The sequence below is a fragment of the Streptomyces sp. Je 1-79 genome, from assembly GCF_025195125.1.
Classification (GTDB): Bacteria; Actinomycetota; Actinomycetes; order Streptomycetales; family Streptomycetaceae; genus Streptomyces.
Genome location: NZ_JAMGSL010000023.1, coordinates 16,245 through 38,369 on the forward strand (window position 1 = coordinate 16,245; position 22,125 = coordinate 38,369).

24 protein-coding genes and 1 pseudogene are annotated in these 22,125 nt (G+C 71.4%); 12 read left to right on the forward strand and 13 right to left on the reverse strand.

The window, feature by feature from the left end; all coding sequences use genetic code 11:
• Positions 1-49 precede the first annotated feature (49 nt).
• From M5362_RS32275 to M5362_RS32285, 3 genes are all read left to right on the forward strand, one after another.
• A complete protein-coding gene (locus M5362_RS32275) occupies positions 50-1,327 on the forward strand; it encodes a thymidine phosphorylase (RefSeq protein WP_260231491.1) in 1,278 nt (425 codons plus the stop codon).
• Positions 1,328-1,428: 101 nt separating this feature from the next.
• The gene (locus M5362_RS32280) at positions 1,429-2,004 is read left to right on the forward strand and encodes a Uma2 family endonuclease (protein WP_260231493.1); all 576 of its coding nucleotides are present in this window, start codon (positions 1,429-1,431) and stop codon (positions 2,002-2,004) included.
• A 20-nt stretch (positions 2,005-2,024) separates the two neighbouring features.
• A complete protein-coding gene (locus tag M5362_RS32285; RefSeq protein WP_260231494.1) occupies positions 2,025-2,330 on the forward strand; it encodes an STAS domain-containing protein in 306 nt (101 codons plus the stop codon).
• Here M5362_RS32285 and M5362_RS32290 read toward each other — a convergent pair whose 3' ends face one another.
• The 3 genes from M5362_RS32290 to M5362_RS32300 all read right to left on the reverse strand — a co-directional run bounded on the left by M5362_RS32290 (position 2,331) and on the right by M5362_RS32300 (position 5,424).
• The gene (locus M5362_RS32290; protein ID WP_260231499.1) at positions 2,331-3,305 is read right to left on the reverse strand and encodes a sigma-70 family RNA polymerase sigma factor; all 975 of its coding nucleotides are present in this window, start codon (positions 3,303-3,305) and stop codon (positions 2,331-2,333) included.
• 82 nt (positions 3,306-3,387) lie between these two features.
• Positions 3,388-4,035, reverse strand: coding sequence for a L,D-transpeptidase (locus M5362_RS32295; protein ID WP_260231537.1), 648 nt, complete (start codon positions 4,033-4,035; stop codon positions 3,388-3,390).
• Between the two features lie 126 nt (positions 4,036-4,161).
• A complete protein-coding gene (locus tag M5362_RS32300) occupies positions 4,162-5,424 on the reverse strand; it encodes an MFS transporter (RefSeq protein ID WP_260231500.1) in 1,263 nt (420 codons plus the stop codon).
• A gap of 62 nt (positions 5,425-5,486) precedes the next feature.
• Here M5362_RS32300 and M5362_RS32305 point away from each other — a divergent pair, with 62 nt between their 5' ends.
• Positions 5,487-6,440: a LysR family transcriptional regulator gene (locus tag M5362_RS32305; protein ID WP_260231501.1), complete on the forward strand. Its 954-nt coding sequence runs from the start codon at positions 5,487-5,489 to the stop codon at positions 6,438-6,440.
• A gap of 37 nt (positions 6,441-6,477) precedes the next feature.
• On the opposite strand, the gene M5362_RS32310 is transcribed toward M5362_RS32305, so the two are convergent.
• Positions 6,478-7,254 (reverse strand): alpha/beta hydrolase, encoded by a 777-nt coding sequence (locus M5362_RS32310; RefSeq protein WP_260231505.1) that lies wholly within the window; start codon positions 7,252-7,254, stop codon positions 6,478-6,480.
• Positions 7,255-7,369: 115 nt separating this feature from the next.
• On the opposite strand from M5362_RS32310, the gene M5362_RS32315 reads away from it, so the two are divergent.
• Both M5362_RS32315 and M5362_RS32320 read left to right on the forward strand, forming a co-directional pair.
• Positions 7,370-8,524 (forward strand): adenosine deaminase, encoded by a 1,155-nt coding sequence (locus M5362_RS32315; RefSeq protein ID WP_260231506.1) that lies wholly within the window; start codon positions 7,370-7,372, stop codon positions 8,522-8,524.
• A gap of 174 nt (positions 8,525-8,698) precedes the next feature.
• Positions 8,699-9,052: a hypothetical protein gene (locus tag M5362_RS32320; protein WP_260231507.1), complete on the forward strand. Its 354-nt coding sequence runs from the start codon at positions 8,699-8,701 to the stop codon at positions 9,050-9,052.
• A gap of 83 nt (positions 9,053-9,135) precedes the next feature.
• On the opposite strand, the gene M5362_RS32325 is transcribed toward M5362_RS32320, so the two are convergent.
• The 5 genes from M5362_RS32325 to afsQ1 all read right to left on the reverse strand — a co-directional run bounded on the left by M5362_RS32325 (position 9,136) and on the right by afsQ1 (position 12,848).
• The gene (locus tag M5362_RS32325; RefSeq protein ID WP_260231509.1) at positions 9,136-9,336 is read right to left on the reverse strand and encodes a PspC domain-containing protein; all 201 of its coding nucleotides are present in this window, start codon (positions 9,334-9,336) and stop codon (positions 9,136-9,138) included.
• Between the two features lie 91 nt (positions 9,337-9,427).
• Entirely contained in the window at positions 9,428-9,976 is a 549-nt protein-coding gene (locus M5362_RS32330; protein ID WP_260231510.1) for a VanZ family protein, read from the reverse strand.
• Between the two features lie 90 nt (positions 9,977-10,066).
• Entirely contained in the window at positions 10,067-10,693 is a 627-nt protein-coding gene (locus M5362_RS32335) for a hypothetical protein (protein WP_260231511.1), read from the reverse strand.
• Positions 10,690-12,174 (reverse strand): HAMP domain-containing sensor histidine kinase, encoded by a 1,485-nt coding sequence (locus M5362_RS32340; protein ID WP_260231513.1) that lies wholly within the window; start codon positions 12,172-12,174, stop codon positions 10,690-10,692. The genes M5362_RS32335 and M5362_RS32340 overlap by 4 nt, the downstream gene beginning before the upstream one ends.
• Positions 12,171-12,848 (reverse strand): two-component system response regulator AfsQ1, encoded by a 678-nt coding sequence (gene afsQ1, locus M5362_RS32345; RefSeq protein WP_181019089.1) that lies wholly within the window; start codon positions 12,846-12,848, stop codon positions 12,171-12,173. Before afsQ1 ends, M5362_RS32340 begins: the two co-directional genes overlap by 4 nt.
• A 160-nt stretch (positions 12,849-13,008) precedes the next feature.
• Between afsQ1 and M5362_RS32350 the strand changes: the two genes are divergently transcribed.
• Positions 13,009-13,737 (forward strand): SigE family RNA polymerase sigma factor, encoded by a 729-nt coding sequence (locus M5362_RS32350; RefSeq protein ID WP_260231515.1) that lies wholly within the window; start codon positions 13,009-13,011, stop codon positions 13,735-13,737.
• 167 nt (positions 13,738-13,904) lie between these two features.
• Here the strand turns inward: M5362_RS32350 and M5362_RS32355 are convergent, their stop codons facing one another.
• Positions 13,905-14,603, reverse strand: a complete 699-nt coding sequence (locus M5362_RS32355; protein WP_260231517.1) for a uridine kinase — start codon at positions 14,601-14,603, stop codon at positions 13,905-13,907.
• Positions 14,604-14,657: 54 nt separating this feature from the next.
• Between M5362_RS32355 and M5362_RS32360 the strand changes: the two genes are divergently transcribed.
• Together M5362_RS32360 and M5362_RS32365 are read left to right on the forward strand one after the other, a co-directional pair.
• On the forward strand, positions 14,658-15,053 hold the full coding sequence (locus M5362_RS32360; RefSeq protein WP_260231518.1) for a hypothetical protein: 396 nt from the start codon (positions 14,658-14,660) through the stop codon (positions 15,051-15,053).
• 69 nt (positions 15,054-15,122) lie between these two features.
• Positions 15,123-15,854, forward strand: a pseudogene (locus M5362_RS32365) (DUF2625 domain-containing protein).
• A 118-nt stretch (positions 15,855-15,972) separates the two neighbouring features.
• Here the strand turns inward: M5362_RS32365 and M5362_RS32370 are convergent.
• Genes M5362_RS32370 through deoC form a run of 3 tightly spaced genes read right to left on the reverse strand, consistent with a single transcriptional unit; the run spans position 15,973 to position 19,284 of the window.
• Positions 15,973-16,893, reverse strand: a complete 921-nt coding sequence (locus M5362_RS32370; RefSeq protein ID WP_260231519.1) for an aldehyde dehydrogenase family protein — start codon at positions 16,891-16,893, stop codon at positions 15,973-15,975.
• On the reverse strand, positions 16,886-18,322 hold the full coding sequence (locus M5362_RS32375) for an aldehyde dehydrogenase family protein (RefSeq protein WP_260231521.1): 1,437 nt from the start codon (positions 18,320-18,322) through the stop codon (positions 16,886-16,888). The genes M5362_RS32370 and M5362_RS32375 overlap by 8 nt, the downstream gene beginning before the upstream one ends.
• A 5-nt stretch (positions 18,323-18,327) precedes the next feature.
• On the reverse strand, positions 18,328-19,284 hold the full coding sequence (gene deoC, locus M5362_RS32380) for a deoxyribose-phosphate aldolase (protein WP_260231523.1): 957 nt from the start codon (positions 19,282-19,284) through the stop codon (positions 18,328-18,330).
• 230 nt (positions 19,285-19,514) lie between these two features.
• Between deoC and M5362_RS32385 the strand changes: the two genes are divergently transcribed.
• The 3 genes from M5362_RS32385 (at position 19,515) to M5362_RS32395 (ending at position 22,074) form a co-directional block, all read left to right on the forward strand.
• Positions 19,515-20,627, forward strand: a complete 1,113-nt coding sequence (locus tag M5362_RS32385; RefSeq protein ID WP_260231524.1) for a hypothetical protein — start codon at positions 19,515-19,517, stop codon at positions 20,625-20,627.
• Between the two features lie 159 nt (positions 20,628-20,786).
• Complete coding sequence (locus M5362_RS32390) at positions 20,787-21,407, forward strand: class F sortase (RefSeq protein ID WP_260231527.1); 621 nt, start codon at positions 20,787-20,789, stop codon at positions 21,405-21,407.
• Between the two features lie 34 nt (positions 21,408-21,441).
• The gene (locus M5362_RS32395) at positions 21,442-22,074 is read left to right on the forward strand and encodes a PH domain-containing protein (RefSeq protein WP_260231528.1); all 633 of its coding nucleotides are present in this window, start codon (positions 21,442-21,444) and stop codon (positions 22,072-22,074) included.
• Positions 22,075-22,125: the final 51 nt, after the last annotated feature.

Below are 22,125 nucleotides of genomic sequence, written 5' to 3' on the forward strand. Positions count from 1 at the left end.
AGGGCCGCTCCTCCTTTCCCCCTCTATGCGCGTAGAAAGAGGCACCACCATGGACGTCATCTCCGTCATCCGCACCAAGCGGGACAAGGGCGAGCTGAGCCCGGAGCAGATCGACTGGGTCATCGACGCCTACACCCGCGGTGTGGTCGCAGACGAGCAGATGTCCGCCCTGGCCATGGCCATCCTGCTCAACGGCATGAACCGCGCGGAGATCGCCCGCTGGACCGCCGCGATGATCGCGAGCGGCGAGCGCATGGACTTCTCCTCGCTCTCCCGCCCCACCTCCGACAAGCACTCCACCGGCGGTGTCGGCGACAAGATCACCCTCCCGCTCGCCCCGCTCGTCGCCGCCTGCGGCGCGGCCGTCCCGCAGCTCTCGGGCCGGGGCCTCGGCCACACCGGCGGCACGCTCGACAAGCTGGAGTCGATCCCCGGCTGGCGCGCGCTGCTCTCCAACGAGGAGATGCTGAACGTCCTGGACACGACCGGCGCGGTGATCTGCGCGGCGGGCGACGGCCTGGCGCCCGCGGACAAGAAGCTCTACGCGCTGCGCGACGTCACCGGCACGGTGGAGGCGATCCCGCTGATCGCCTCCTCGATCATGTCGAAGAAGATCGCCGAGGGCACGGGTTCGCTGGTCCTGGACGTGAAGGTCGGCTCCGGCGCCTTCATGAAGAACCTCGCGGACGCGCAGGAGCTGGCCCACACGATGGTCGGCCTGGGCACGGACAGCGGCGTGAAGACGGTCGCACTGCTCACCGACATGTCGACCCCGCTCGGCCTGACCGCCGGCAACGCCCTGGAGGTCCGCGAGTCGGTCGAGGTCCTGGCGGGCGGCGGCCCGGCGGACGTCGTCGAGCTGACGATCGCGCTGGCGCGCGAGATGCTCGACGCGGCCGGTATCAAGGACGCGGACCCGGCGAAGGCGCTGGCGGACGGTACGGCGATGGACGTCTGGCGCCGCATGATCGCGGCCCAGGGCGGCGACCCGGACGCGACCCTGCCGGTCGCCCGCGAGCAGCACGTCGTGACGGCCTCTTCCTCGGGAGTCCTGACCCGCCTCGACGCGTACGACATCGGCATCGCCGCCTGGCGGCTCGGCGCGGGCCGCGCCCGCAAGGAGGACCCGGTGCAGGCGGGCGCGGGCGTCGAGCTCCACGCGAAGCCGGGCGACACGGTCACGGCGGGCCAGCCGCTGCTGACCCTCCACACGGACACCCCGGAGAAGTTCGACTACGCCCTGAAGTCCCTGGACGCCTCCTGGGACATCGCGCCCGAGGGCACGGCGTTCACCCCGAACCCGATCGTCCTGGACCGCATCGCCTGAGGACTATGCCCCTAACACATTCCGGGTGAACGGGACCGGTGGACCGCCACCGGTCCCGTTCGGCATGCTGGGATCGGTGACGACCGACTGAGGAGCACACCATGGGCGCACTCGCCGTCGAGCCCGGGCAGGGCTGGGACGACCTCGTCCGTCTCTGGCACGAGATGGACTGGCCCGAGGGCTGCAAGGTGGAGATCATCGAGGGGATCATCACCGTGGCGCCTTCGCCCGCCAACCAGCACAACGGCATCGCCAACAAGCTCCAGCGTCGGCTGTATCAGGCGATTCCCGAGGATTGGGGCGTTTACCAGACTCAGGCGGTCGCCATCCCGACGCGCTCGGGGATGTACATTCCAGACCTGTTGGTGACCCCCGAAGTGGCTCTCGACGAACCTGGCCACTACATCCCGGCTACGGCAGCCGAACTCGTTGTCGAGATCACGTCGCAGTCGAACGCCAACCATGACCGCATCAGTAAAGCGGCGGGATACGCCACGGCAGGCGTGCCGCTGTATCTGCTCATCGATCGGTGGGCACCAGGTGGCCCGACGGTGACCCTGTTCGGCGAACCGCGGAGCGACGTCTACCGGGTGCTGCGCGCCGTGAAGTTCGGCGAGGAGATCCACCTCCCCGCCCCCTTCGACCTGACGATCGACACCGGCACGTTCCCGATCTAGGCGCCCCCTGCGGGGCTCCGATGAGTTCCGCCCGCGGCGCGGGTCTTCCTGGTGTGGACACCAGTCAACCGCTCGTACTGACCCTCGCCCCCCGCGCCACCCCCGAGGAGGTCGCCCGGCTGTGCGCCCTGCTCGAAGGGGCGCCGCCCGCCGACGTGATCTGCGACGTCGGCGGGCTGGCGCACGCCGATCTCGCCGCCGTCGACGCCCTCGCCCGTCTGCGGCTCACCGCCGGGCGGGCCGGGCATCGGTTGCGGTTCGAGGGCGCCGGCCGTGAGCTGCGGCTGCTCCTCGGCCTGGTCGGGCTCGCCGACCTCCTCGTCTGACTACGCCTCCAGGCGCTCCGGAAGGTCGAACAGCGGGAACCACCGCTTGGTGTCCAGGAAGAAGTCCATCCCGCCGACCTTGCCGTCCCGCATCTCCAGGACGATCAGGGCCCACGGGCTGTAACCGCCCTCCGGGTCCGGGTGGTAGTGCGCGAACGCCGGCGAACCGTTCGCCACGGTCGGCACCAGCTTCGAGCCCCGGCAGACGTCGCCGACCCCCAGCATCCAGCCCACGATGTCGTCGTGGCCGCGCAGCCACAGGTCGTACGGCGGCATGGACATCGTCGCGTCCTCGTGGAGGAGCGCGGTCAGCGCCTTCATGTCGTACCCCTCGAAGGCCGCGACGTAGCGCTCCAGGAGCTCCTTCTGCTCCTCGTCCAGCGGGTCCGCGGGGTCCGAGGCCGCCGGCTCGTTCTCGGCGATCGTCGCGCGCGCCCGCTGGAGCGCGCTGTTGACCGAGGCGACCGAGGTGTCGAGCAGCTCGGCGACCTCGCCGGCCTTCCAGGCGAGCACCTCGCGCAGGATCAGCACGGCCCGCTGCTTCGGCGGCAGGTGCTGGAGGGCGGCGACGAACGCCAGCCGCACGGTCTCGCGGGACACCGCGGTCTCGGCCGGGTCGGCCACCGAGGGGAGCACCCGGCCGTCCGGGACCGGCTCCAGCCACGTGATCTCCGGCCGGGCGTTCAGCTGGGCCTGGGCGACGGGCGTCGCGGCCGTCAGGTCCATCGGCCGGGCCCGCCTGTTCCCCGCGTTGAGCGAGTCCAGGCAGACGTTCGTCGCGATGCGGTAGAGCCAGGAGCGCAGACTGGAGCGCCCCTCGAAGGAGTCGAAGGAACGCCAGGCGCGGACCATCGTGTCCTGGACGGCGTCCTCGGCCTCGAAGGAGGATCCGAGCATCCGATAGCAGTAACCGGTCAGCTCTGTGCGGTACTTCTCCAGCTCGGAGTTCCGGTCCTCGGTCGCCAGGTCACTCATGCAGGTCCACCCCACTCGCCCCTCACCGGCACCGGTGCTGTGCCGATGAGGGGAAGCTACCGCAGCCCACTGACAACAGGGGTCAGGTTCCCGGCTTCCGTCCGTAGACGTACACGTCGTCGCCGTTCCTGAGCAGGTTCCAGTAGGCCTTGGCGTCGGCCGGACGCATGTTGACGCAGCCGCCGGAACCCGGCGGGTTCCACATGGACTTGGTGGTGGAGTGGAAGGCCTGGCCGCCGTCGAAGAACTGCGAGTACGGCATGGACACGTGGTAGATCGTCGACCAGTGGTTGATGTTGCGCCAGTAGATCTTCTTGGCGCCGGTGCGGGTCTCGGTGCCGTCCTTGCCCGTACGGACCGGTACCGGGCCGAACTTCAGCTTCGAGCCGTCCTGGATCCAGGACAGCTGCCGCGTCAGGTCGACGCAGGCGATCCGGCCCTTGTTGGTCGGACACTTCCCGGCCTTGTTCGGGTTCTTGCCGGCCGCCTTCTGCTGCAGCATCGTGTCCATCGTCCGCCAGGTCAGCGGCCCCGCGTACCCCATGGTCGGGGTGATGCCGTGCGTGCGCTGGAACGACTGGATGGCCTTGCAGTCGGCGAGCGACTGCTTCCCGTCCGCCGTCCGCCCGAGGAACTTCTCCACCTGCTTCTGGTACGGCCCCGTCGTCACGTTGCACGACGCCGCCTGGGCCGTACCCGAGCCGAGGGCGACCGTCAGCGGCACCACCATCGAGGTGATGCCGAGGACGATCCCCGCCCGCTTCTTTATCCCGTGCATGATCACCAACTCCCCCTTGGGTCCTATGACTCATGACGAGCGGGGGAGCGTTCTGGTTGTAACGGATCGGGTATCGATTCAGTGCGCCGTACGGAGCTGGACCCGCCGTGCCTCGGCCCGCGCGCTGTGACTGCCGTACAGGGTGATCGACACGACGCCGAGGACCGCGACGATGCCCAGGAGGACCGTGCCGGCCCAGCCGCCGGAGTGGAAGGCGATCGCGCCGAGCGTGCCGCCCACGCTGCTGCCGATGTAGTAGGCGGACTGATAGAGCGCCGAGGCCTGCGCGCGGCCGGTCTTCGCGGTCCGGCTCACCGAGGAGGAGGCGACCGCGTGCCCGGCGAAGAAGCCGGCCGTGATCAGGACCAGGCCGAGCAGGACGGCGGCGAGGGCGTCGGAGAGCGAGAGCAGCAGGCCTGCCGCGGTGGTGGAGACGGCCAGGTAGAGCGCCCCGCGCCGGCCGAGACGGCCGACCAGCCTGCCCGCGGCGGCCGAGGAGGCCGTGCCGACCAGGTAGACCAGGAAGATCGAGCCGATGACGCCCTGGGGGAGCGAGAACGGGGCCTCGACCAGCCGGTAGCCGATCACGGTGTACACCGCGCCGAACACCGTCATGAACAGGGCGCCGATCGCGTACAGACGCATCAGGAGCGGATCGGCGAGGTGGCCGCGGACCGTCGCCGCGAGCCGCTTCGGGTTGAGCGAACCCGGGGTGAAGTGGCGGGCCTTGGGGATGAGGACCCGGAAGGCGACCGCGCAGGCCACCGCCATCAGACCGACCGCGAGCAGTCCGGCGCGCCAGCCCCACATCTGGGCCACCCAGCCGGTGACGATCCGGCCGCTCATGCCGCCGATCGAGTTGCCCGCGACGAACAGACCGATCGCGGCGACCAGCGCCTTGGGCCGCACCTCCTCGGCCAGGAACGCCATCGCCGAGGCCGGAAGCCCCGCGAGCGCCGCGCCCTGGACGGCGCGCAGGGCGACCAGCCACTCCAGGCTCGGGGCGAAGGGGACCAGCAGTCCGACGCCGACTGCGACGGCCAGCGAGACGGTCATCATCCGGCGTCGGCCGAAGCGCTCGGACAGGGCGCTCATCGGCAGGACGAGGAGGGCGAGGGCGCCCGTCGCGGCGGAGACCGTCCAGGAGGCGGCGGAGGCGCTCGCGCCGAACTCGGCGGAGATCGCGGGGAGGAGGGCCTGGGTGGAGTAGAGGAGCGCGAAGGCGGCGAGACCGGCGGCGAAGAGCGCGAAACTCATCCGGCGGTGACCGGGGGCTCCGGGGGCGAGGCGGGTGTCGGCGACCGTGCTGGTGGCGGCCGCCTTGGTACTGGCGGAAGGCATGTCTCGAACGTAGGACGATTCGTTTCATGCGTCCAATGCATGGAACTGCTGTAATCGTTCCTATGGTGCATGAGTACAGGTCACAGGGTCGGCTGTCACCGAGTAGTTACGAAGAAGACATGGGGCTGCTGCTCGCGCCTCGGCTCGCGTACTTCGCGGCGGTGGCCCGGCACGAGCATGTGACCAGGGCGGCGGCCGAGATGGGCGTGCCGCAGTCGACGCTCTCGCGGGCGATGGTCCGGCTCGAACAGGACCTGGGGGTGGCCCTCTTCGCCCGCAAGGGCCGGACGGTCTCGCTCACCCCGGCCGGCCGGACGTTCCTCGGCTCCGCCGAGCGGGCGCTCGCGGAGGTGGAGCGGGCGGCCGACTCCGTACGGGCGGACGCGGACCCGACGGCGGGGCGGGTCGCGTTCGGCTTCCTCCACACGATGGGCTCCGAGACCGTGCCCGGGCTCATCCGCGCCTTCCGGGTGGACCATCCCAGGGTCCGCTTCACCCTCGTCCAGAACTACGGCGAGGCCATGATCGAGCGGCTGCGCGCCGGTGACCTGGACCTGTGTCTGACCTCGCCCGTCCCGGACGCCCCCGACCTCGTGGCCCGCCGGCTGGACGAACAGCGCCTGAGGCTCGTCGTCCCCGACGACCACCGGCTCGCCTCCCGCAAGCGGGTCCGGCTCGCGGAGGCGGCGGAGGAGACCTTCGTGACCCTGGAGCCCGGCTACGGGCTGCGGCGCATCACGGACGACCTGTGCGCCGAGGCGGGCTTCACGCCGCGCGTCGCCTTCGAGGGGGAGGAGGCGGAGACCCTGCGCGGCCTGGTCGCGGCGGGGCTCGGCGTCGCCCTGCTGCCGCCGCCCGCGGTGCCGCGGCCCGGCGTCGTCGAGCTCACGGTGACGGCGCCGCGCGCGGTCCGCGAGATCGGTGTGGCCTGGCTCGACGGCCACCCGGACACGGCCCCGGTCGCGGCCTTCAAGAAGTTCCTCCTGAGCAAGCGCGGCACCCTCCTCCCCGACTAGGCCCTGTCGTCGAAATGGCCCAGGGCGCGCCGCCGCCCTACCGGCGCGGTGTGCCGCCGAAGCCCGCCGCCAGGGGCATCCGCAGTCCCAGCGGCGGCGGGGCCGCCAGCGCGTCCGCGACCGGGCGGGCGTAGGCGCGGGCGAAGAGGGAGCCGAGGACGAAGTCCGCCGCCAGGGCGTGGACTTCGTCGCGGTACTGGCGCAGTGCGTGGCCGTCCGAGTGGACCTCGAAGCGGCAGGTGTCGCGGTTGGTCTTCTTCGCCCGCTCCGCCAGCCGGTAGGACAGCTCAGGGTCCGTCCTGGAGTCGTTCGTGCCGTGCACGACCAGGATCCGGCGCCCCACCAACTGCCGTACCGGCTCCGGCTCCGCCGCCACGTCGTCCTCCGGCAGCCACGGCGCGAGCGCCAGCACCACGTCGACCGCCGGGTGCCCGGCCGCCCGCAGTGCCGCCCGCGCGCCCATCCCGTGTCCGGCCAGGCAGACCGGGACGTCGCCGTAGCGCCGTACCGCCTCCGCCACCGCCCAGGACGCGTCCGAGGCCAACTGCGAGTCCGTACCGTTCCAGCCGCGCCCCCGGTAGCGCACCACGTGCGCCACAAGGCCCTCCCCGCGCCCCGCCCTGACCAGCCGCCGGCCCAGCGGCAGCAGCGCCGCGTGCGCCCTGGCCGAGGCGCCCCGGGCGGACGCCACCTCCCCGTCCGGGAGGAGCAGGACCACACCGCCCACCGCGCTACCGGGGTGCGATGCGCCGACGGGCCGTCCGAGCCGGGGTGTCCGGCTGCCGGCAGTCCCTACGAGTGCGGAGTGCGCCATGGCAGAACAGTCTCAGAAGCCGAGGTGTACGCCATCCGTACGCGCGGTCACTGTTACGTATCGACGAGCGAGTTGAGGAGGGGCGCTCTACGCGCGTAGGGGCTAGAGTGCGGAAATGACGAGCCAGACCTCCAACGTCCCCACCGCGGACCAGATCCGCCGCGCCCCGAAGGTGCTCCTCCACGACCACCTCGACGGCGGACTGCGCCCCGGCACGATCATCGAACTCGCCCTCGCGCAGGGCTACACCAACCTTCCCGAGACCGAGCCCGACAAGCTCGGCATCTGGTTCCGCGAGGCCGCCGACTCGGGCTCCCTGGAGCGCTATCTGGAGACCTTCGCGCACACGTGCGCCGTCATGCAGACCCGCGAGGCCCTCGTCCGGGTCGCCGCCGAGTGCGCGGTGGACCTCGCGGAGGACGGTGTCGTCTACGCGGAGGTGCGCTACGCCCCCGAGCAGCACCTGGAGGCCGGGCTCACCCTGGAGGAGGTCGTCGAGGCCGTCAACGAGGGCTTCCGCGAGGGCGAGCGCCAGGCCAGGGCGGACGGTCACCGCATCCGGGTCGGCGCGCTGCTGACCGCCATGCGGCACGCCGCCCGCGCCCTGGAGATCGCCGAACTCGCCAACCGCTACCGCGACTCCGGCGTCGTCGGCTTCGACATCGCGGGCGCCGAGGCCGGCTACCCGCCCACCCGCCACCTCGACGCCTTCGAGTACCTCAAGCGGGAGAACAACCACTTCACGATCCACGCCGGCGAGGCCTTCGGGCTGCCGTCCATCTGGCAGGCCCTGCAGTGGTGCGGCGCCGACCGGCTCGGGCACGGTGTCCGCATCATCGACGACATCGAGGTCGCCGACGACGGCTCGGTGCGCCTCGGCCGGCTCGCCGCGTACGTCAGGGACAAGCGCATCCCGCTGGAGATGTGCCCGACGTCGAACCTCCAGACCGGCGCGGCGGACTCGATCGCGGAGCACCCCATCGGCCTGCTCCGCCGGCTGCATTTCCGTGCCACCGTCAACACCGACAACCGGCTGATGAGCGGTACGAGCATGAGTCGGGAATTCGAGCAGCTGGTCGAGGCCTTCGGTTACACGCTCGATGACATGGCATGGTTCACGGTCAATGCGATGAAATCAGCGTTCATTCCTTTCGATGAACGTCTCGCCATGATCAATGACGTCATCAAGCCCGGATATGCCGAGCTGAAGTCCGAATGGCTGTTCCAGCAGACCGCCACGACCAGCGAGTCTTCTCCCCAGGCGGGCTGAGGGAGGGCTTCGGAAATAGGAACAGGGCGGCCGGGGAACATACGCTCGGCCGCCTTTCGGTGTTTGCGGAGGCGTCATCCGGTGGCTAGGTTGCTAAGCCGCTCTGCATTCCCCGAAATTACCTGCTTTCCCCGAAGCATCACGATCCCCAAGATCCCCAAGGATGATTTTCTGATGAAGCAGTCTGCCGCCAAGACGCTCGGTGTCGCCGCTCTCGGTGCCGCTTTCGCCGCTGCCGCCGCCGGCACGGCCACCGCCGCCCCGGCGCTGCCCTCCGCCGACGGCGCGCTCGGCATGGTCACCTCGGCCGTGCCGCTGGGCGACGGCCTCACCGAGCTCCCCGACGGCGCCGCCGAGTCCCTTCTCTCCGGCGAGTCGTCGGTCGACCAGGGCGTCAAGACCCTGCCGGCCGCCGCCGGTCAGGCCACCCAGCACCTCCCGCTGGACGCCGCCAACGGCCCGCTGGCCAACACCCCGGTCGGCGGCCTGCTCGGCGGCCTGCCGATCGGCGCCCTGCCGCTCGGCTGATCACGCCGTACGCACACCGATGGGGCGCTCACCCGAAGCCGGGTGAGCGCCCCATCGGCGTAGGTACGTACGTCCTGCTGCCCCTACCAGGCCGTGCTCGCCTGCTTCTCCGCCGGCAGCAGCAGCCAGAGCGCCAGGTACAGCAGGAACTGCGGCCCGGGCAGCAGGCACGAGACGAGGAAGATGACCCGCATGGTGGTGGCCGAGGTGCCGAAGCGCCGTGCCAGCGCTGCGCACACTCCGCCGATCATGCGTCCGTCACGGGGGCGGACAAGTGCGGCCATGGTGGGCTCCTTCGGGAGGTCTTCCGGAAGCCGCTCCTGCGGGCCTCCGATGACTCCATACTCGCCCCGGACCGGAGGACAAAGCGTCGGTCTACGGGGCGATCCCGACCCTGGGAATCGTCGGGGTAGGCCCCTGAGAACCCTCGTCCCGCAGCAGGGCCGAACCCCGGCCGGGCCTGGTCCCCGAGGAGGACCGGCCGGCGCCCGACGCCCTCCGGCGGCGCAGCCGCGCCCGTCCGGCCGGGACCAGCAGCACATGGGCGAGCGCCACCCCGGCGGCGTTCAGGAGCAGTGAGTCGATGTCCACGACCTGCCCGGGCACGGCGGTCTGCAGCAACTCGACCGCGAGCGACACCAGCGCCCCTGCCGCGACCGTACGGGCCAGCGACGCCCACGGCGACACATGGAGCCGTCCGTCGGCCATCGGGAGCAGGACACCGAGCGGGGCCAGGAGCAGCAGCCCCTCGCCGATCCGGCGGACCGCCTCGGCGGGACCGAGCGCGAGATCCGCCTCGATCCCGGCCAGTGGGGTCAGGTTCGGCGCGGTCACCCAGGCCACGTCACGTGGGCGGAGCGTGACCCATGCGACGAGCAGCAGATGCGCGAGGAGGAGGGCGAACCCCGCCACGCGTACGACCATGGCGGCACTGCCGCCCGAACCTTGACGCTGCACGCCCCCCAAGACGCGCCCCGTCCCGGAATCGGTTCCGCCGGGGGCGGAACAGCTGCGTCAGGATGGAGACGGGCTCGGCAGAGCCGTCGTCGGGGCCGCCGACTCCGGGCGCTCCTTCAGCTCGGTGGTGCACGCGTACCGGCGCGGCGGGTAGGGGCCGGGACCGCCGAGGACCACGCTCGCCTCACCCGCGCCCGCCGAACTGTGCGCCAGGGTGCAGACGATCTGCGACAGCGCCGTCGGCGTCAGGTCCTCGGGCTGCCGGCTCAGCCGCAGCGTGGCCGGCGGATCGCCCTTGTATCCGCCGGTGACCACCAGCGGGCCCTTGACGGCCGTCGAGAAGCCGGCCTGCCGCTCGCTCTCCGAGGGATCGCCCAGCAACTGTGCGAGCAGCGCCGAGGCGGTGGGCACCGGGTCCCCGTCCGCCTTCTCCTCCGGCAGCGGGGTCCGCCGGTCCACCTCCTCCAGCTGCGACCCGCACAGCAGGAAGACCTGGACCGGGACACCCGTCGTCTGGGTGGTGACCCCGTCGCCCGTGACGCTGCACGGCACCCGCGAGGGGGCCGCCCCGGCGTCCACCGGCACCGACGTCGTCCTGATCCCGCACCCGGAGGCGAGCGCGGCCGTCACGACGGCCGCCGCCACCACTCCCGTACGTACTCCCGTACGGCGAAGCCGGCTCAACTCTCCTCCACCTCGTCCTGCTCGCTGTCCTGCGGAAGCCGCAGGACGAACACCGCGCCGTCGCCGTCCGGCGAGTTCGCGGCGGTGATCGAACCGCCGTGGATCAGCGCGTTCTCCATGGCGATGGACAGACCCAGACCGCTGCCCTCCGACCGGGGCCGGGACGCGCTCGCCTTGTAGAAGCGGTCGAAGACATGCGGCAGGACCTCCTCGGGGATGCCCGGACCGTGGTCCCGTACCTCGATCACCAGCTCGCCGTCCTCCGTACGGATCGCCACCCGCACCGGCGAACCGCCGTGCTTGAGCGCGTTGCCGATGAGGTTGGCCAGGATCACGTCGAGCCGGCGCGGGTCGAGCCGCGCCATGATCCCGCGCTCGGCGTCCAGCTCCACGGCGTCCAGCCAGGCCCGGGCGTCGATGCACGCCGTGACCTGGTCGGCGACGTCGACGTCGTCCAGGACGAGCCGCGCGGTGCCCGCGTCGAAGCGGGTCACCTCCATCAGGTTCTCCACCAGGTCGTTCAGCCGCCGGGTCTCGCTCACCACGAGCGCCACGGCCGGCGCGATCATCGGGTCGAGGGAGTCCTGCTCGTCCTCCAGGACCTCGGTCACGGCCGTCAGCGCCGTCAGCGGCGTACGCAGCTCATGGGACATGTCCGCGACGAAACGCCGGCTGGATTCCTCCCGCGCGCTCATGTCCGCGACCTTCTTCTGCAGGGACTCGGCCGCCCCGTTGAACGTCCGTGACAGATCGGCCAGTTCGTCCGTGCCCGAGACCCGCAGCCGGGTGTCGAGCTTCCCCTCGCCCAGCTGGCGGGCCGCCTCGCCGAGACGGTGCACGGGGCGCAGCACCGTGGTGGCCGCGGCCTGCGCGAGGAGCGCGGAGCCGACGAGTGCGAGCGCCGTCGCGATCCCCAACGACCAGGCGAGCGAGTTCAGATCGGCCCGCTCGGCCTCCAGGGACTTGAACATGAAGCCGGTGGGCCCGCCGCCCGCGATCCGCGTCCCGCCGACCAGGTACGGCGTCTTCCCGCGCTGCGTCCGCTGCCAGAACAGGTGGTACGGGCTGGTGTCGCCCTCCATGACCGGCCGCTCGGTGTCCACCGCGACCCGCAGCGAGTCCGGTACGTCGGCCAGGGTGAACGTGTCCGGGTTCGAGGCCCCGATGATCGGCTTGCCCGCGTCCCGCTCCCCGAGCAGCAGCACGCTGTACCCCGCGCTGCCGCTCGCCATCTGTTCGGCGGTACGCCGCAGGTCGTCCTCGGTGGGACGCAGCGGCAGCGTGGCGGCCCGGTTCTGCATCTCCTGCCGGAAGTCGTTCAGCGCCCCGTCCTGGGTCCTGGTCAGCACCGCCTCGCGGTTCAGCCAGTAGGCGATCCCGGACGCGGAGACCGCGGCCGTGAGCGCGACGAGCGCGAAGACGACGACCAGCCGCAGACGCAGGCTGGTGAAGCGCAGCCCGGTGAATATCGCTCGTCTCACGCAGGGACGTCCAGCCGGTAGCCCACGCCCCGTACGGTGCGGATCAGGGTCGGCGAGGACGGCACGTCCTCCACCTTGGCGCGCAGTCGCTGGACACAGGCGTCGACCAGACGCGAGTCGCCCAGGTAGTCGTGCTCCCAGACCAGGCGCAGCAACTGCTGGCGCGACAGGGCCTGTCCGGGCCGGCGGCTCAGTTCGAGGAGCAGCCGCAGCTCGGTCGGCGTGAGCTGCAGATCCTCCCCGTTCTTCGTCACCGTCATCGCGGAACGGTCGATGACCAGCGAGCCGAAGGTCGCCGAGTCGGTGGACTCCCGCTCGCCGCGCCGCAGTACGGCCCGGATACGGGCGTCCAGGACCCGCCCCTGGACGGGCTTGACCACGTAGTCGTCCGCGCCGGACTCCAGACCGACGACCACGTCGATGTCGTCACTGCGAGCGGTGAGCAGGATGATCGGCAGCTGGTCGGTGCGCCGGATGCGCCGGCACACCTCGAAGCCGTCGATCCCGGGCAGCATGACGTCCAGCACGACCAGGTCCGGACGCTGCTCCTTGAGCAGCTTCAGGCCGTCCTCGCCCGTCGCCGCGGTGGCCACTCGGTGGCCCTGGCGTGACAGGGAGAGTTCGAGGGCCGTGCGGATGGCGTCGTCGTCCTCGATCAGCAACAGGAAAGGCACGGACGCCATTCTGTCGCATCCGGCCACCTGAGTTCGACTGTGCGGCGGGACCGGGCCCTGTGACAGGTCTGTGACAGTCGGCGGACACCGCGATGAAGTGGCCCGGGCAAGCTTCTTGGCACACGGACAGAAACACACTCCAACCGACGGGGGGCGCGAAATGAACGCACTGCACAGCACCACCTCAAGCGCAGTTGTCACGCGTCTCCACGATGCCGTCGTGCGGAGCCCGGAGAAGTCCGGCGCGGCAGTGAACGGACGGGGGTGCGTTCGCAGCGTCGGGCGTCAGCACAGGGCGCCGTACATGGTCGCCGTGGCTGACGGGGGAGCGGCGTACGGGGAGGCCACGGGGGAGCGGCAGTCGGGGTCGGAGGCGGAGTTCACCGCCTACGTCCAGGAACGCCGCGCCTCCCTGTACGCCACCGCCTACCACCTGACCGGTGACCGGTTCGAGGCCGAGGACCTGCTGCAGAGCGCGCTGTTCTCGACGTACCGCGCCTGGGACCGCATCAGCGACAAGGCGGCGGTGGGCGGCTATCTGCGCCGCACCATGACCAATCTGCACATCAGCGCGTGGCGCCGGCGCAAGCTGAACGAGTACCCCACCGAGGAGCTGCCGGAGACGGCGGGCGACACGGACGCGATGCGGGGGACCGAGCTGCGCGCGGTGCTGTGGCAGGCGCTGGCCCGGCTGCCCGAGCTCCAGCGCACGATGCTGGTGCTGCGCTACTACGAGGGCCGTACGGATCCGGAGATCGCGGAGATCCTGGACATCAGTGTCGGCACGGTGAAGTCGAGCATCTGGCGCTCCCTGCGCCGGCTGCGCGAGGACGAGGTCCTGAGCTTCGGCCGTGACGAGGAGGAGTCCTTCGGCGAGCTGGTGGCCTGAAGGTCGGGGGGCAACGGGGGAAACACGGGGGAACGTACGGGGGTACGGGGGAAAACAGCGCGGGTCGGACAAGCCGGGGGGGCTTGTACGACCCGCGTTTCTCGTCGTGGTGCCGGCGCCCGTCACGGTCATGACGGTCATGCCGTGGGCCCTTACGCCCGTGCCGGTTACGCCCGTGCAGCCGGGGTCCGGTGGCGGCCCGCCGCTGCCGCGGCCAGGCGCCCCAGGGCCTCCTGCTTGGCGCAGGGGTGGGCGCCCAGAGCCGTCTGACGGGCCACGATGGAGCGCTCCGAGCGCATCAGGCGCCAGCCGCGGCGCAGCAGGAACGGGACCGACTTGCGGCCCTCCCTGAGGTCGCGCAGGAGACGGCGGCGGAACGTCGTCGACGGGCGGCCGCGCAGGCACAGCGCGTCGGCGAGGACGCCGAGCTCCTGGCAGCGCTCCACGATCTCCGCCGCGAAGATCCCCTCCGCGACGAACAGCGGGGTCCGGCCGATGTCCAGGGCCTCGTGGCCCACGCGCGCGCTGGTGGCGAGGTCGTACACGGGGACGTCCGTACGGCCCGTGCGGCACAGCTCCACGATCGCGGCGACGGCGACGTCCGCGTCCCAGGAGTGTGGGGAGTCCCAGTCGATGTCGGCGCTGCCCGCGACGAGCGGGAGCGTCGGGTCGTCGCACTCCTTGTAGAAGTCGTCGAGGCGCAGGACCGGGAGACCGGCGACGGCGGCGAGGGACGACTTGCCGGAGCCTGAGGGGCCCGCGAGCAGGACGACACGGGTCGGGATCGGTAGGGAACTCACGGGACACCAGTGTGAAGCATTCCCCCGGTCAGGGGACCCCCGAGGGAGGGGGTTGGTATCCAGCATCACACCTCAACTACGCTCGGTGCCTCATCGGTTACCCGACGTCGAAGGACTCCCATGGCGCGTCACAAGCAATCCAGGACCCCCGGCCGCGGGGCCGCCCTGCTGAAGGCAGGGCTGACCGCGACGGCGGCGGGAGCGGCGGTGCTCGGCATGGGCGCCACGGCGGCGCAGGCGGCTGCCCCGCTGCCGCTGCCGGTCGACTCGCTCGCCGGCAGCGACATCGCCTCGGCCCTCGGGGCCACCGGCCACGCCGTGGGTCCGCTCACGAACCTTCAGCTCGACCCGCTGGCGAACACCGGGGTCGACCCCCTGGACAACGGCGTCGGCACCCAGGTCGCCGACTTCAAGCCGGTGGGCACGAACGTGGTGACGGACCACGTCACGAAGGGCGGCGGTCTGGACGACCTGCCCCTGGTCGGCGAGGTGACGGGACTGCTTCCGGCGACGTAGGAGCCGCCTGGGGGGCCTGCCGCGTCGGGCGAGCTGCCGCACGATCGCCCCGGGTGCGACCATCGTCGGATGCGAGAGACCGATGAGCTGGTCGACGTGGACGATCCGGCGTGGCCGGAGCTTCAGGGGATTCTCAGGGCGAGCTCCGTGCCGGTCCACGTGCTGCCCGGCGACATCGACGAGGGCCGCCGAACCCTTCTGCACATGCAGGTCAGCGCGCGATCGGTGCTGGGCGCACTGGCGTTGAACACCGGCGGACTGCTCGTGGACGGCGGATGGGTGCGAGTGTTCGGTGGGGGTTCGGGCTCGGTCGCGGAGGGGCGGCTCCTGAGTCTGGCGCAGGTCAACCGTTTTCCCACGGACTTCGACCCCGGCTGGCGTCCCGCGGCAGGACTTGTCGTCGGCCACGACGTCCTCGGAGGGGTCTTCGCGTTGAACGGCGGCGATCCCGCGGCCGCCGGCTGCCCTGGGGCGCCTGGTCAGATGACGTAGTTCGCTCCCGACACCCTGGCGTGGGAGGCGATGGAGATGGGCCACTCCGGGTGGGTCTCCTGGCTGCTCTCGGGCAGGCTGGAGACGTTCTACGACGGACTGCGCTGGCCCGGCTGGAGTGAGGAGACCGCGGCCCTGGCTGTCGGGCAGGGTCTTTCCGTCTATCCGTTCCTGTGGTCCGAGGAAGCGCACGCCGACCTCGCCGCCACGAGTCGGCGGCCGGTGCCGATGCGCGAGGTGCTCGGAGTCGCAGCGGACTTCGCCCGGCAGATGGGACCGTCCGATCCCGGGTTCCTGGGCGACGTGTGACTGGCTTCGCTGCGGGCGCGGTGGAGCAGGAGAGGGCATGAGAAACGGCCCCCGGGTGGTTCCGGGGGCCGTTTCTCGCGCTGTCGGTACCGCCCGGCGACGGCCGCAGCGGGTGCCGCTAGTACGCCGAGCCGCTCGCGCCCAGCGAACCCGTCGGGTGCCAGACCGTCTTCGTCTCCAGGAAGGCCGTCATACGGTCCGTGCCCGGGGACTCCGTGAAGTCCACGGCGCGCGGGCGCAGGACGCGCTTGAGGTTGTCCGCCGCCGCGATCTCCAGCTCGCGGGCCAGATCCGTGTCCGCGCCCGTCAGGTCGATCGCGTTGACGTCCTGGTGGGCCGCCAGGTGCGGGCCCATCTCCGCGGCCTTGCCGGAGAGGATGTTCACGACACCGCCCGGCAGGTCGCTGGTGGCCAGGACCTCGCCGAGGGAGAGCGCCGGAAGGGGCGCCTTCTCGCTCGCGATCACCACCGCCGTGTTGCCGGTCGCGATCACCGGGGCGATGACCGAGACCAGGCCCAGGAAGGTGGAGTCCTGCGGGGCGACGACCGTGACCACGCCCGTCGGCTCGGGGGTCGACAGGTTGAAGTACGGGCCCGCGACCGGGTTCGCCCCGCCCACGACCTGGGCGATCTTGTCCGTCCAGCCCGCGTACCAGACCCAGCGGTCGACGGCCGCGTCGACGACCGCGGCCGCCTTGGACTTCGACAGGCCCTCCGCGTCCGCCACCTCGCGGACGAACTGCTCCCGGCGGCCCTCCAGCATCTCGGCGACGCGGTAGAGGACCTGCCCGCGGTTGTACGCCGTCGCGCCCGACCAGCCGCCGAACGCCTTGCGCGCCGCGACGACCGCGTCACGGGCGTCCTTGCGGGAGGAGAGCGGCACGTTCGCCAGCCACTTGCCCTTCGAGTCCGTCACCTCGTACACCCGGCCGCTCTCGGAGCGGGGGAACTTGCCCCCGACGTACAGCTTGTAGGTCTTGAAGACGTTCAGGCGCCCGGCGGCGGAGCCGCCTTTTTCGACACTGCGCTGCTCAGACATCGAGGTAGGCCTCCAGACCGTGACGGCCACCCTCGCGGCCGAAGCCCGACTCCTTGTAGCCGCCGAAGGGCGAGGTCGGGTCGAACTTGTTGAACGTGTTGGCCCAGACGACGCCCGCCCGGAGCTTGTTGGCCACGGCCAGGATCCGCGAGCCCTTCTCCGTCCAGATGCCGGCCGACAGTCCGTACTGGCTGTTGTTGGCCTTGGCGACCGCCTCGTCCGGCGTACGGAACGACAGCACGGACAGGACCGGGCCGAAGATCTCGTCGCGGGCGATGGTGTGCGCCTGCGTGACGCCCGTGAAGAGCGTCGGGGCGAACCAGTAACCGGCGGCCGGGATCTCGCACGCGGCGGTCCAGCGCTCGGCGCCCTCCGCCTCGCCCCGCTCGACCAGCGTGGTGATGCGGGCCAGCTGCTCGGACGAGTTGATGGCGCCGATGTCGGTGTTCTTGTCCAGCGGGTCACCGAGACGGAGGGTGGAGAGCCGCCGCTTCAGGCTGTCCAGCAGCTCGTCCTGGATCGACTCCTGGACCAGCAGGCGCGAGCCCGCGCAGCAGACCTGGCCCTGGTTGAAGAAGATGCCGTTGACGATCCCCTCGACGGCCTGGTCGATGGGGGCGTCGTCGAAGACGATGTTCGCGCCCTTGCCGCCCAGCTCCAGGGTCACCTTCTTGTGCGTACCGGCGACGGAGCGGGCGATCGACTTGCCGACCGCCGTCGAGCCGGTGAAGGCGACCTTGTTCACGTCGGGGTGCTCGACGAGCGCGGCGCCCGCGTCCCCGTAGCCGGGAAGGATGTTGACGACGCCCTTCGGCAGCCCCGCCTGACGGCAGATGTCCGCGAAGAACAGGGCGGAGAGCGGGGTCGTCTCGGCGGGCTTCAGGACGACCGTGTTGCCGGTCGCGAGCGCCGGGGCGATCTTCCACGCCAGCATGAGCAGCGGGAAGTTCCACGGGATGACCTGGCCGGCCACGCCCAGCGGCCTCGGGTTCGCCCCGTAGCCCGCGTGGTCGAGCTTGTCGGCCCAGCCCGCGTAGTAGAAGAAGTGCGCGGCGACCAGCGGGAGATCCGCGTCGCGCGTCTCCTTGATCGGCTTGCCGTTGTCCAGGGTCTCCAGGACGGCCAGCTCGCGGCTGCGCTCCTGGATGATCCGGGCGATCCGGAAGAGGTACTTGGCGCGCTCGGAGCCGGGCAGCGCCGACCACTTCTCGAACGCCTTCCGTGCCGCCCTCACCGCGCGGTCGACGTCCTCGGCGCCCGCCTGGGCGACCTCGGCGAGGACCTCCTCGGTGGCGGGGGAGACGGTCTTGAAGACCTTGCCCTCGGCCGCGTCGACGAACTCGCCGTCGATGAACAGGCCGTAGGAGGGAGCGATGTCGACGACGGAGCGGGACTCGGGCGCCGGTGCGTACTCGAATGCAGATGCCATGATGATCAGTCCACCGTCACGTAATCGGGGCCGGAGTAGCGGCCGGTCGCCAGCTTCTGACGCTGCATGAGCAGGTCGTTGAGCAGGCTGGAGGCACCGAAGCGGAACCAGTGGTTGTCCAGCCAGTCCTCGCCGACGGTCTCGTTGACCAGGACCAGGAACTTGACGGCGTCCTTGGTGGTGCGGATGCCACCGGCCGGCTTCACGCCGATCTGGACGCCGGTCTGCGCGCGGAAGTCGCGCACCGCCTCCAGCATCAGGAGCGTGTTGGCCGGGGTGGCGTTGACCGCGACCTTGCCGGTCGAGGTCTTGATGAAGTCGGCGCCCGCCATCATGCCGAGCCAGGAGGCGCGGCGGATGTTGTCGTACGTGGAGAGCTCGCCGGTCTCGAAGATGACCTTCAGGCGGGCCTCGCCGGAGGCCTCCTTCACGGCCTGGATCTCCTCGTAGACCTTCAGGTACTTCCCCGAGAGGAACGCCCCGCGGTCGATCACCATGTCGATCTCGTCGGCCCCGGCGGCGACGGCGTCGCGGGTGTCCGCGAGCTTCACGTCGAGCGCGGCGCGGCCGGCCGGAAAGGCGGTGGCGACGGAGGCGACCTTGACGGCGGAGCCCTTCAGGGCGGCCTTGGCGGTGGCCACCATGTCGGGGTACACGCAGACCGCGGCGGTCGCCGGGGTCGTGCGGTCGGTCGGGTCGGGATTGACGGCCTTGGCGGCGAGCGCCCGGACCTTGCCCGGGGTGTCCGCGCCTTCGAGCGTCGTCAGATCGATCATGGAAATGGCCAGGTCGATGGCGTAGGCCTTGGCCGTGGTCTTGATCGAGCGGGTGCCGAGGGACGCGGCGCGCGCCTCCAGGCCGACGGCGTCGACGCCGGGCAGCCCGTGGAGGAAGCGGCGCAGCGCACTGTCGGACGCGGTCACGTCGGCGAAAGCAGATGCTGCGGATGCAGTGGTGGGCATGGTCACCAGTCGAGCATATCTACGCGCGTAGCGGCCTGTACAGCCCCACGGTTCCCCGAGCGGGTTCGTGGCCTCTGTCACAGCGCCGTGACATGGAGCGGACAACTCCCGAATACAAGATCACTAACTTCGTTCTCGCAGCCAGCCAGAACTCACCGGCCCCAACCGAACGAGATGTCAGCGGCATGCGGCTCTTCCCACCCGACCTGTACTGATTCACAGGAGTCGTTATGCGCACCGCCCTTCGCACCGCCGTCGCCGCCGCCCTCCTCGCGGGCGTCGCCGCCACCCCGGCCCTCACCGCCGGCACCGCCTTCGCCGCCGACGCGAAGCCGAAGACGGCTGCCGTGCCCACCGCTGACGCGAAGCCGGCGACCGACGCCCGGCCGGCCATCGACGACCCCGCCGGTCTCGTCCGCACGGAGACGCTCCCCGGCGGGACCATCGCCAAGATCTACAAGGTCGGTGTGACGCACCACCGCGCCGAGCTGTTCTTCGAGGGCAACCCCGTCGGTGTGATCGACGCCAACGGCCGCCCGGCGGCCGGCAACGACAACGGCACCTTCTTCGTGCTCTACGGGGACGGCCGCACCCTCTCCTGGGTGGGCAACTACCTCTCCGGCGCGGACCTCTGGACCTACGAGCTCGCCGACGGCACCCTCCTCGAACTCGGCATGGCGCAGGACGGGCGCTACGGCCTCCAGCTGATCGAGAACGGCAGGGGCCGCGGCTTCACCTACCTGTACAGCGACCGTTCGGTCTGGACGTACGGCAAGGCCGTGGTCGTCCTGGAGAGCGACGGCGGATTCGCCGCGTACATCCCCGGCTCGAAGGTCCAGGCGGCCCCGAAGCCCGTGAAGAACGACACCCCGGCCCCGCTCCCCAAGCCGAAGCCGACGCCGTCCCCGGCCGGTCCCGAGGACGGCGCGCTGTTCGGCCGGCAGGACCTGGGGCACGGCTACAAGGGCGACGTCTACCGCAAGGGCGGCGACCTCACCGCGAAGATCTTCAAGGGGGGCAAGGAGGTCGGCCGGCTGTCGGCGAACCAGACGGACAAGACCTTCGAGAAGAAGGTGTTCGGCGACGAGATCGAGGTGACGCTCTCCTGGAACGGTGAGCTGCGCGCGGACTGGCTCGCCGACCGGCGGCAGGGCACGTCCCCGCAGACCACGAAGACCACGCAGACCACCGTCGTGCCGCAGGGCGGTGTCGCCGCCGGTGCCGAGTTCGGCGCGGAGACGGACCGGACCCTGCTCGTGGCCGGCGCGGGCGCCGCGTCCCTGGCCGCCGCCGGCCTCGGCTTCGTCGCCTTCCGCCGCCGTACCGCGGGCTCCCGCGGCTGACCGCCGTACCGCCACCGACCCGAGACCTGCCGCCGACCCGAGACCTGCCACCGATCCGAGACCTGCCACTGACCCGAGCAGGAGCACCACCCCACCCCGGCCGGCCGTCGCACCCACACCCCGTGCGACGGCCGGCCGCACCCCGTTCGGAGCCGCGCCGTGAACCGCCGTACCGCCGCCCCCGCCCTGTTCGTCCTCGCCGCCCTGGCCGCCCTCAGCGGCTGCGCCGGTGCCGCCGGGCCGGTGACCGACCCGCCGGCGAAGGTCGCCGAGACCCGGTCGCCCGCGCCGACGGCGTCCGTCGCCCCGCTGCCGCGCTCGGAGCCGGTCCGGGTCCGGCTGCCCGCCGCCGGGGTCGACACCGCGCCCACCGGCCCGGTCCTGCGGCTGGGACTGGCCGGGGACGGCACCGTCGAGGTCCCGTCCGAGACGGACGCGGAGCGCATCGGCTGGTACGACAAGGGCGTGACGCCCGGCGAGACCGGCCCCGCGGTCCTGATCGGCCACTTCGACACCGCCCGGGGCCCCGCCGTGCTCAAGGACGTCGCGAAGGTCCGCGTCGGGGACGAGATCACCGTCACCCGCGCCGACGGCACCGATGCCGTCTTCCGCGTCCGCGAGCTGGAGCAGGTCGACAAGAAGGCGTTCCCGACCCGGAAGGTGTACGGGGACACGCGACGGCCCGAACTGCGGCTGATCACCTGCGGGGGAGAGCTCGCCGACGGCCACCGCCCCGACAACATCATTCTCTACGCCGATCTGGTCGCCCGAGCCGCCTGAGCCCGGCCGCGGGCGCTGAGGCAGAATCGGCCTCATGACGAGCCCCCAGCCGCCCGCCGAGCCGGCCTACGCAGACCGTGTCTTCCGTTCGCCCTTGGGGATCGCGGGCGGTGTCCTGCTGATCGGGCTGACCGGCTGGTTCTGCGTCGACGCGATGATCCGGGGCACGGGCCGCACCCCGTGGGTGGCCCTCGCGAGCCTGCTGCTCCTGGTACCGCTCGTCGTGGCGTTCACGATCCGCCCCGCGGTGTACGTCAACGAGGACCGGCTGCGGATCCGTAACCCCTTCCGGTACGTCACGCTGCCCTGGGCCTCGGTCGCGGACGTCCGCGCCGGGTACTCCAGCGAGGTGTTCACCCAGGACGGCGGCAAGTTCCAGCTCTGGGCCGTTCCCGTCTCGCTGCGCCAGCGCAAGCAGGTGGCCCGGCGCCAGGCGCGCGCCTCGCAGGACGATCCGCACGGCCGTACCTCGGTCAACGCGCGCGTGGACGACCGGGGCCGGCTCGCTCCGGCCGATCAGACCATCGCCGACCTGCGGGAACTCGCGGAGCGGTGCGCGACGCGCCCGGAGGCGCAGGGCGAGCCGCGGGTGCGCTGGGCGTACGAGATCCTCGCGCCGGCGGCCGCGGGGCTCGTCCTGCTCGTGATCCTCCTCGCGACCGGCTGAGCGTCCCCACGGAGCCTTCGCGCGACCGGCTGAGCGTTCTCACGGAGCCTT

Bases quoted from the DNA above. Each gene is read 5' to 3' on its own strand.
- M5362_RS32275 (WP_260231491.1), top strand. From the start codon at position 50: ATGGACGTCATCTCCGTCATCCGCACCAAGCGGGACAAGGGCGAGCTG.
- M5362_RS32280 (WP_260231493.1), top strand. From the start codon at position 1,429: ATGGGCGCACTCGCCGTCGAGCCCGGGCAGGGCTGGGACGACCTCGTC.
- M5362_RS32285 (WP_260231494.1), top strand. From the start codon at position 2,025: ATGAGTTCCGCCCGCGGCGCGGGTCTTCCTGGTGTGGACACCAGTCAA.
- M5362_RS32290 (WP_260231499.1), bottom strand. From the start codon at position 3,305: ATGAGTGACCTGGCGACCGAGGACCGGAACTCCGAGCTGGAGAAGTAC.
- M5362_RS32295 (WP_260231537.1), bottom strand. From the start codon at position 4,035: ATGGTGGTGCCGCTGACGGTCGCCCTCGGCTCGGGTACGGCCCAGGCG.
- M5362_RS32300 (WP_260231500.1), bottom strand. From the start codon at position 5,424: ATGCCTTCCGCCAGTACCAAGGCGGCCGCCACCAGCACGGTCGCCGAC.
- M5362_RS32305 (WP_260231501.1), top strand. From the start codon at position 5,487: ATGGTGCATGAGTACAGGTCACAGGGTCGGCTGTCACCGAGTAGTTAC.
- M5362_RS32310 (WP_260231505.1), bottom strand. From the start codon at position 7,254: ATGGCGCACTCCGCACTCGTAGGGACTGCCGGCAGCCGGACACCCCGG.
- M5362_RS32315 (WP_260231506.1), top strand. From the start codon at position 7,370: ATGACGAGCCAGACCTCCAACGTCCCCACCGCGGACCAGATCCGCCGC.
- M5362_RS32320 (WP_260231507.1), top strand. From the start codon at position 8,699: ATGAAGCAGTCTGCCGCCAAGACGCTCGGTGTCGCCGCTCTCGGTGCC.
- M5362_RS32325 (WP_260231509.1), bottom strand. From the start codon at position 9,336: ATGGCCGCACTTGTCCGCCCCCGTGACGGACGCATGATCGGCGGAGTG.
- M5362_RS32330 (WP_260231510.1), bottom strand. From the start codon at position 9,976: ATGGTCGTACGCGTGGCGGGGTTCGCCCTCCTCCTCGCGCATCTGCTG.
- M5362_RS32350 (WP_260231515.1), top strand. From the start codon at position 13,009: ATGAACGCACTGCACAGCACCACCTCAAGCGCAGTTGTCACGCGTCTC.
- M5362_RS32355 (WP_260231517.1), bottom strand. From the start codon at position 14,603: ATGCTGGATACCAACCCCCTCCCTCGGGGGTCCCCTGACCGGGGGAAT.
- M5362_RS32360 (WP_260231518.1), top strand. From the start codon at position 14,658: ATGGCGCGTCACAAGCAATCCAGGACCCCCGGCCGCGGGGCCGCCCTG.
- M5362_RS32370 (WP_260231519.1), bottom strand. From the start codon at position 16,893: ATGTCTGAGCAGCGCAGTGTCGAAAAAGGCGGCTCCGCCGCCGGGCGC.
- M5362_RS32375 (WP_260231521.1), bottom strand. From the start codon at position 18,322: ATGGCATCTGCATTCGAGTACGCACCGGCGCCCGAGTCCCGCTCCGTC.
- deoC (WP_260231523.1), bottom strand. From the start codon at position 19,284: ATGCCCACCACTGCATCCGCAGCATCTGCTTTCGCCGACGTGACCGCG.
- M5362_RS32385 (WP_260231524.1), top strand. From the start codon at position 19,515: ATGCGCACCGCCCTTCGCACCGCCGTCGCCGCCGCCCTCCTCGCGGGC.
- M5362_RS32395 (WP_260231528.1), top strand. From the start codon at position 21,442: ATGACGAGCCCCCAGCCGCCCGCCGAGCCGGCCTACGCAGACCGTGTC.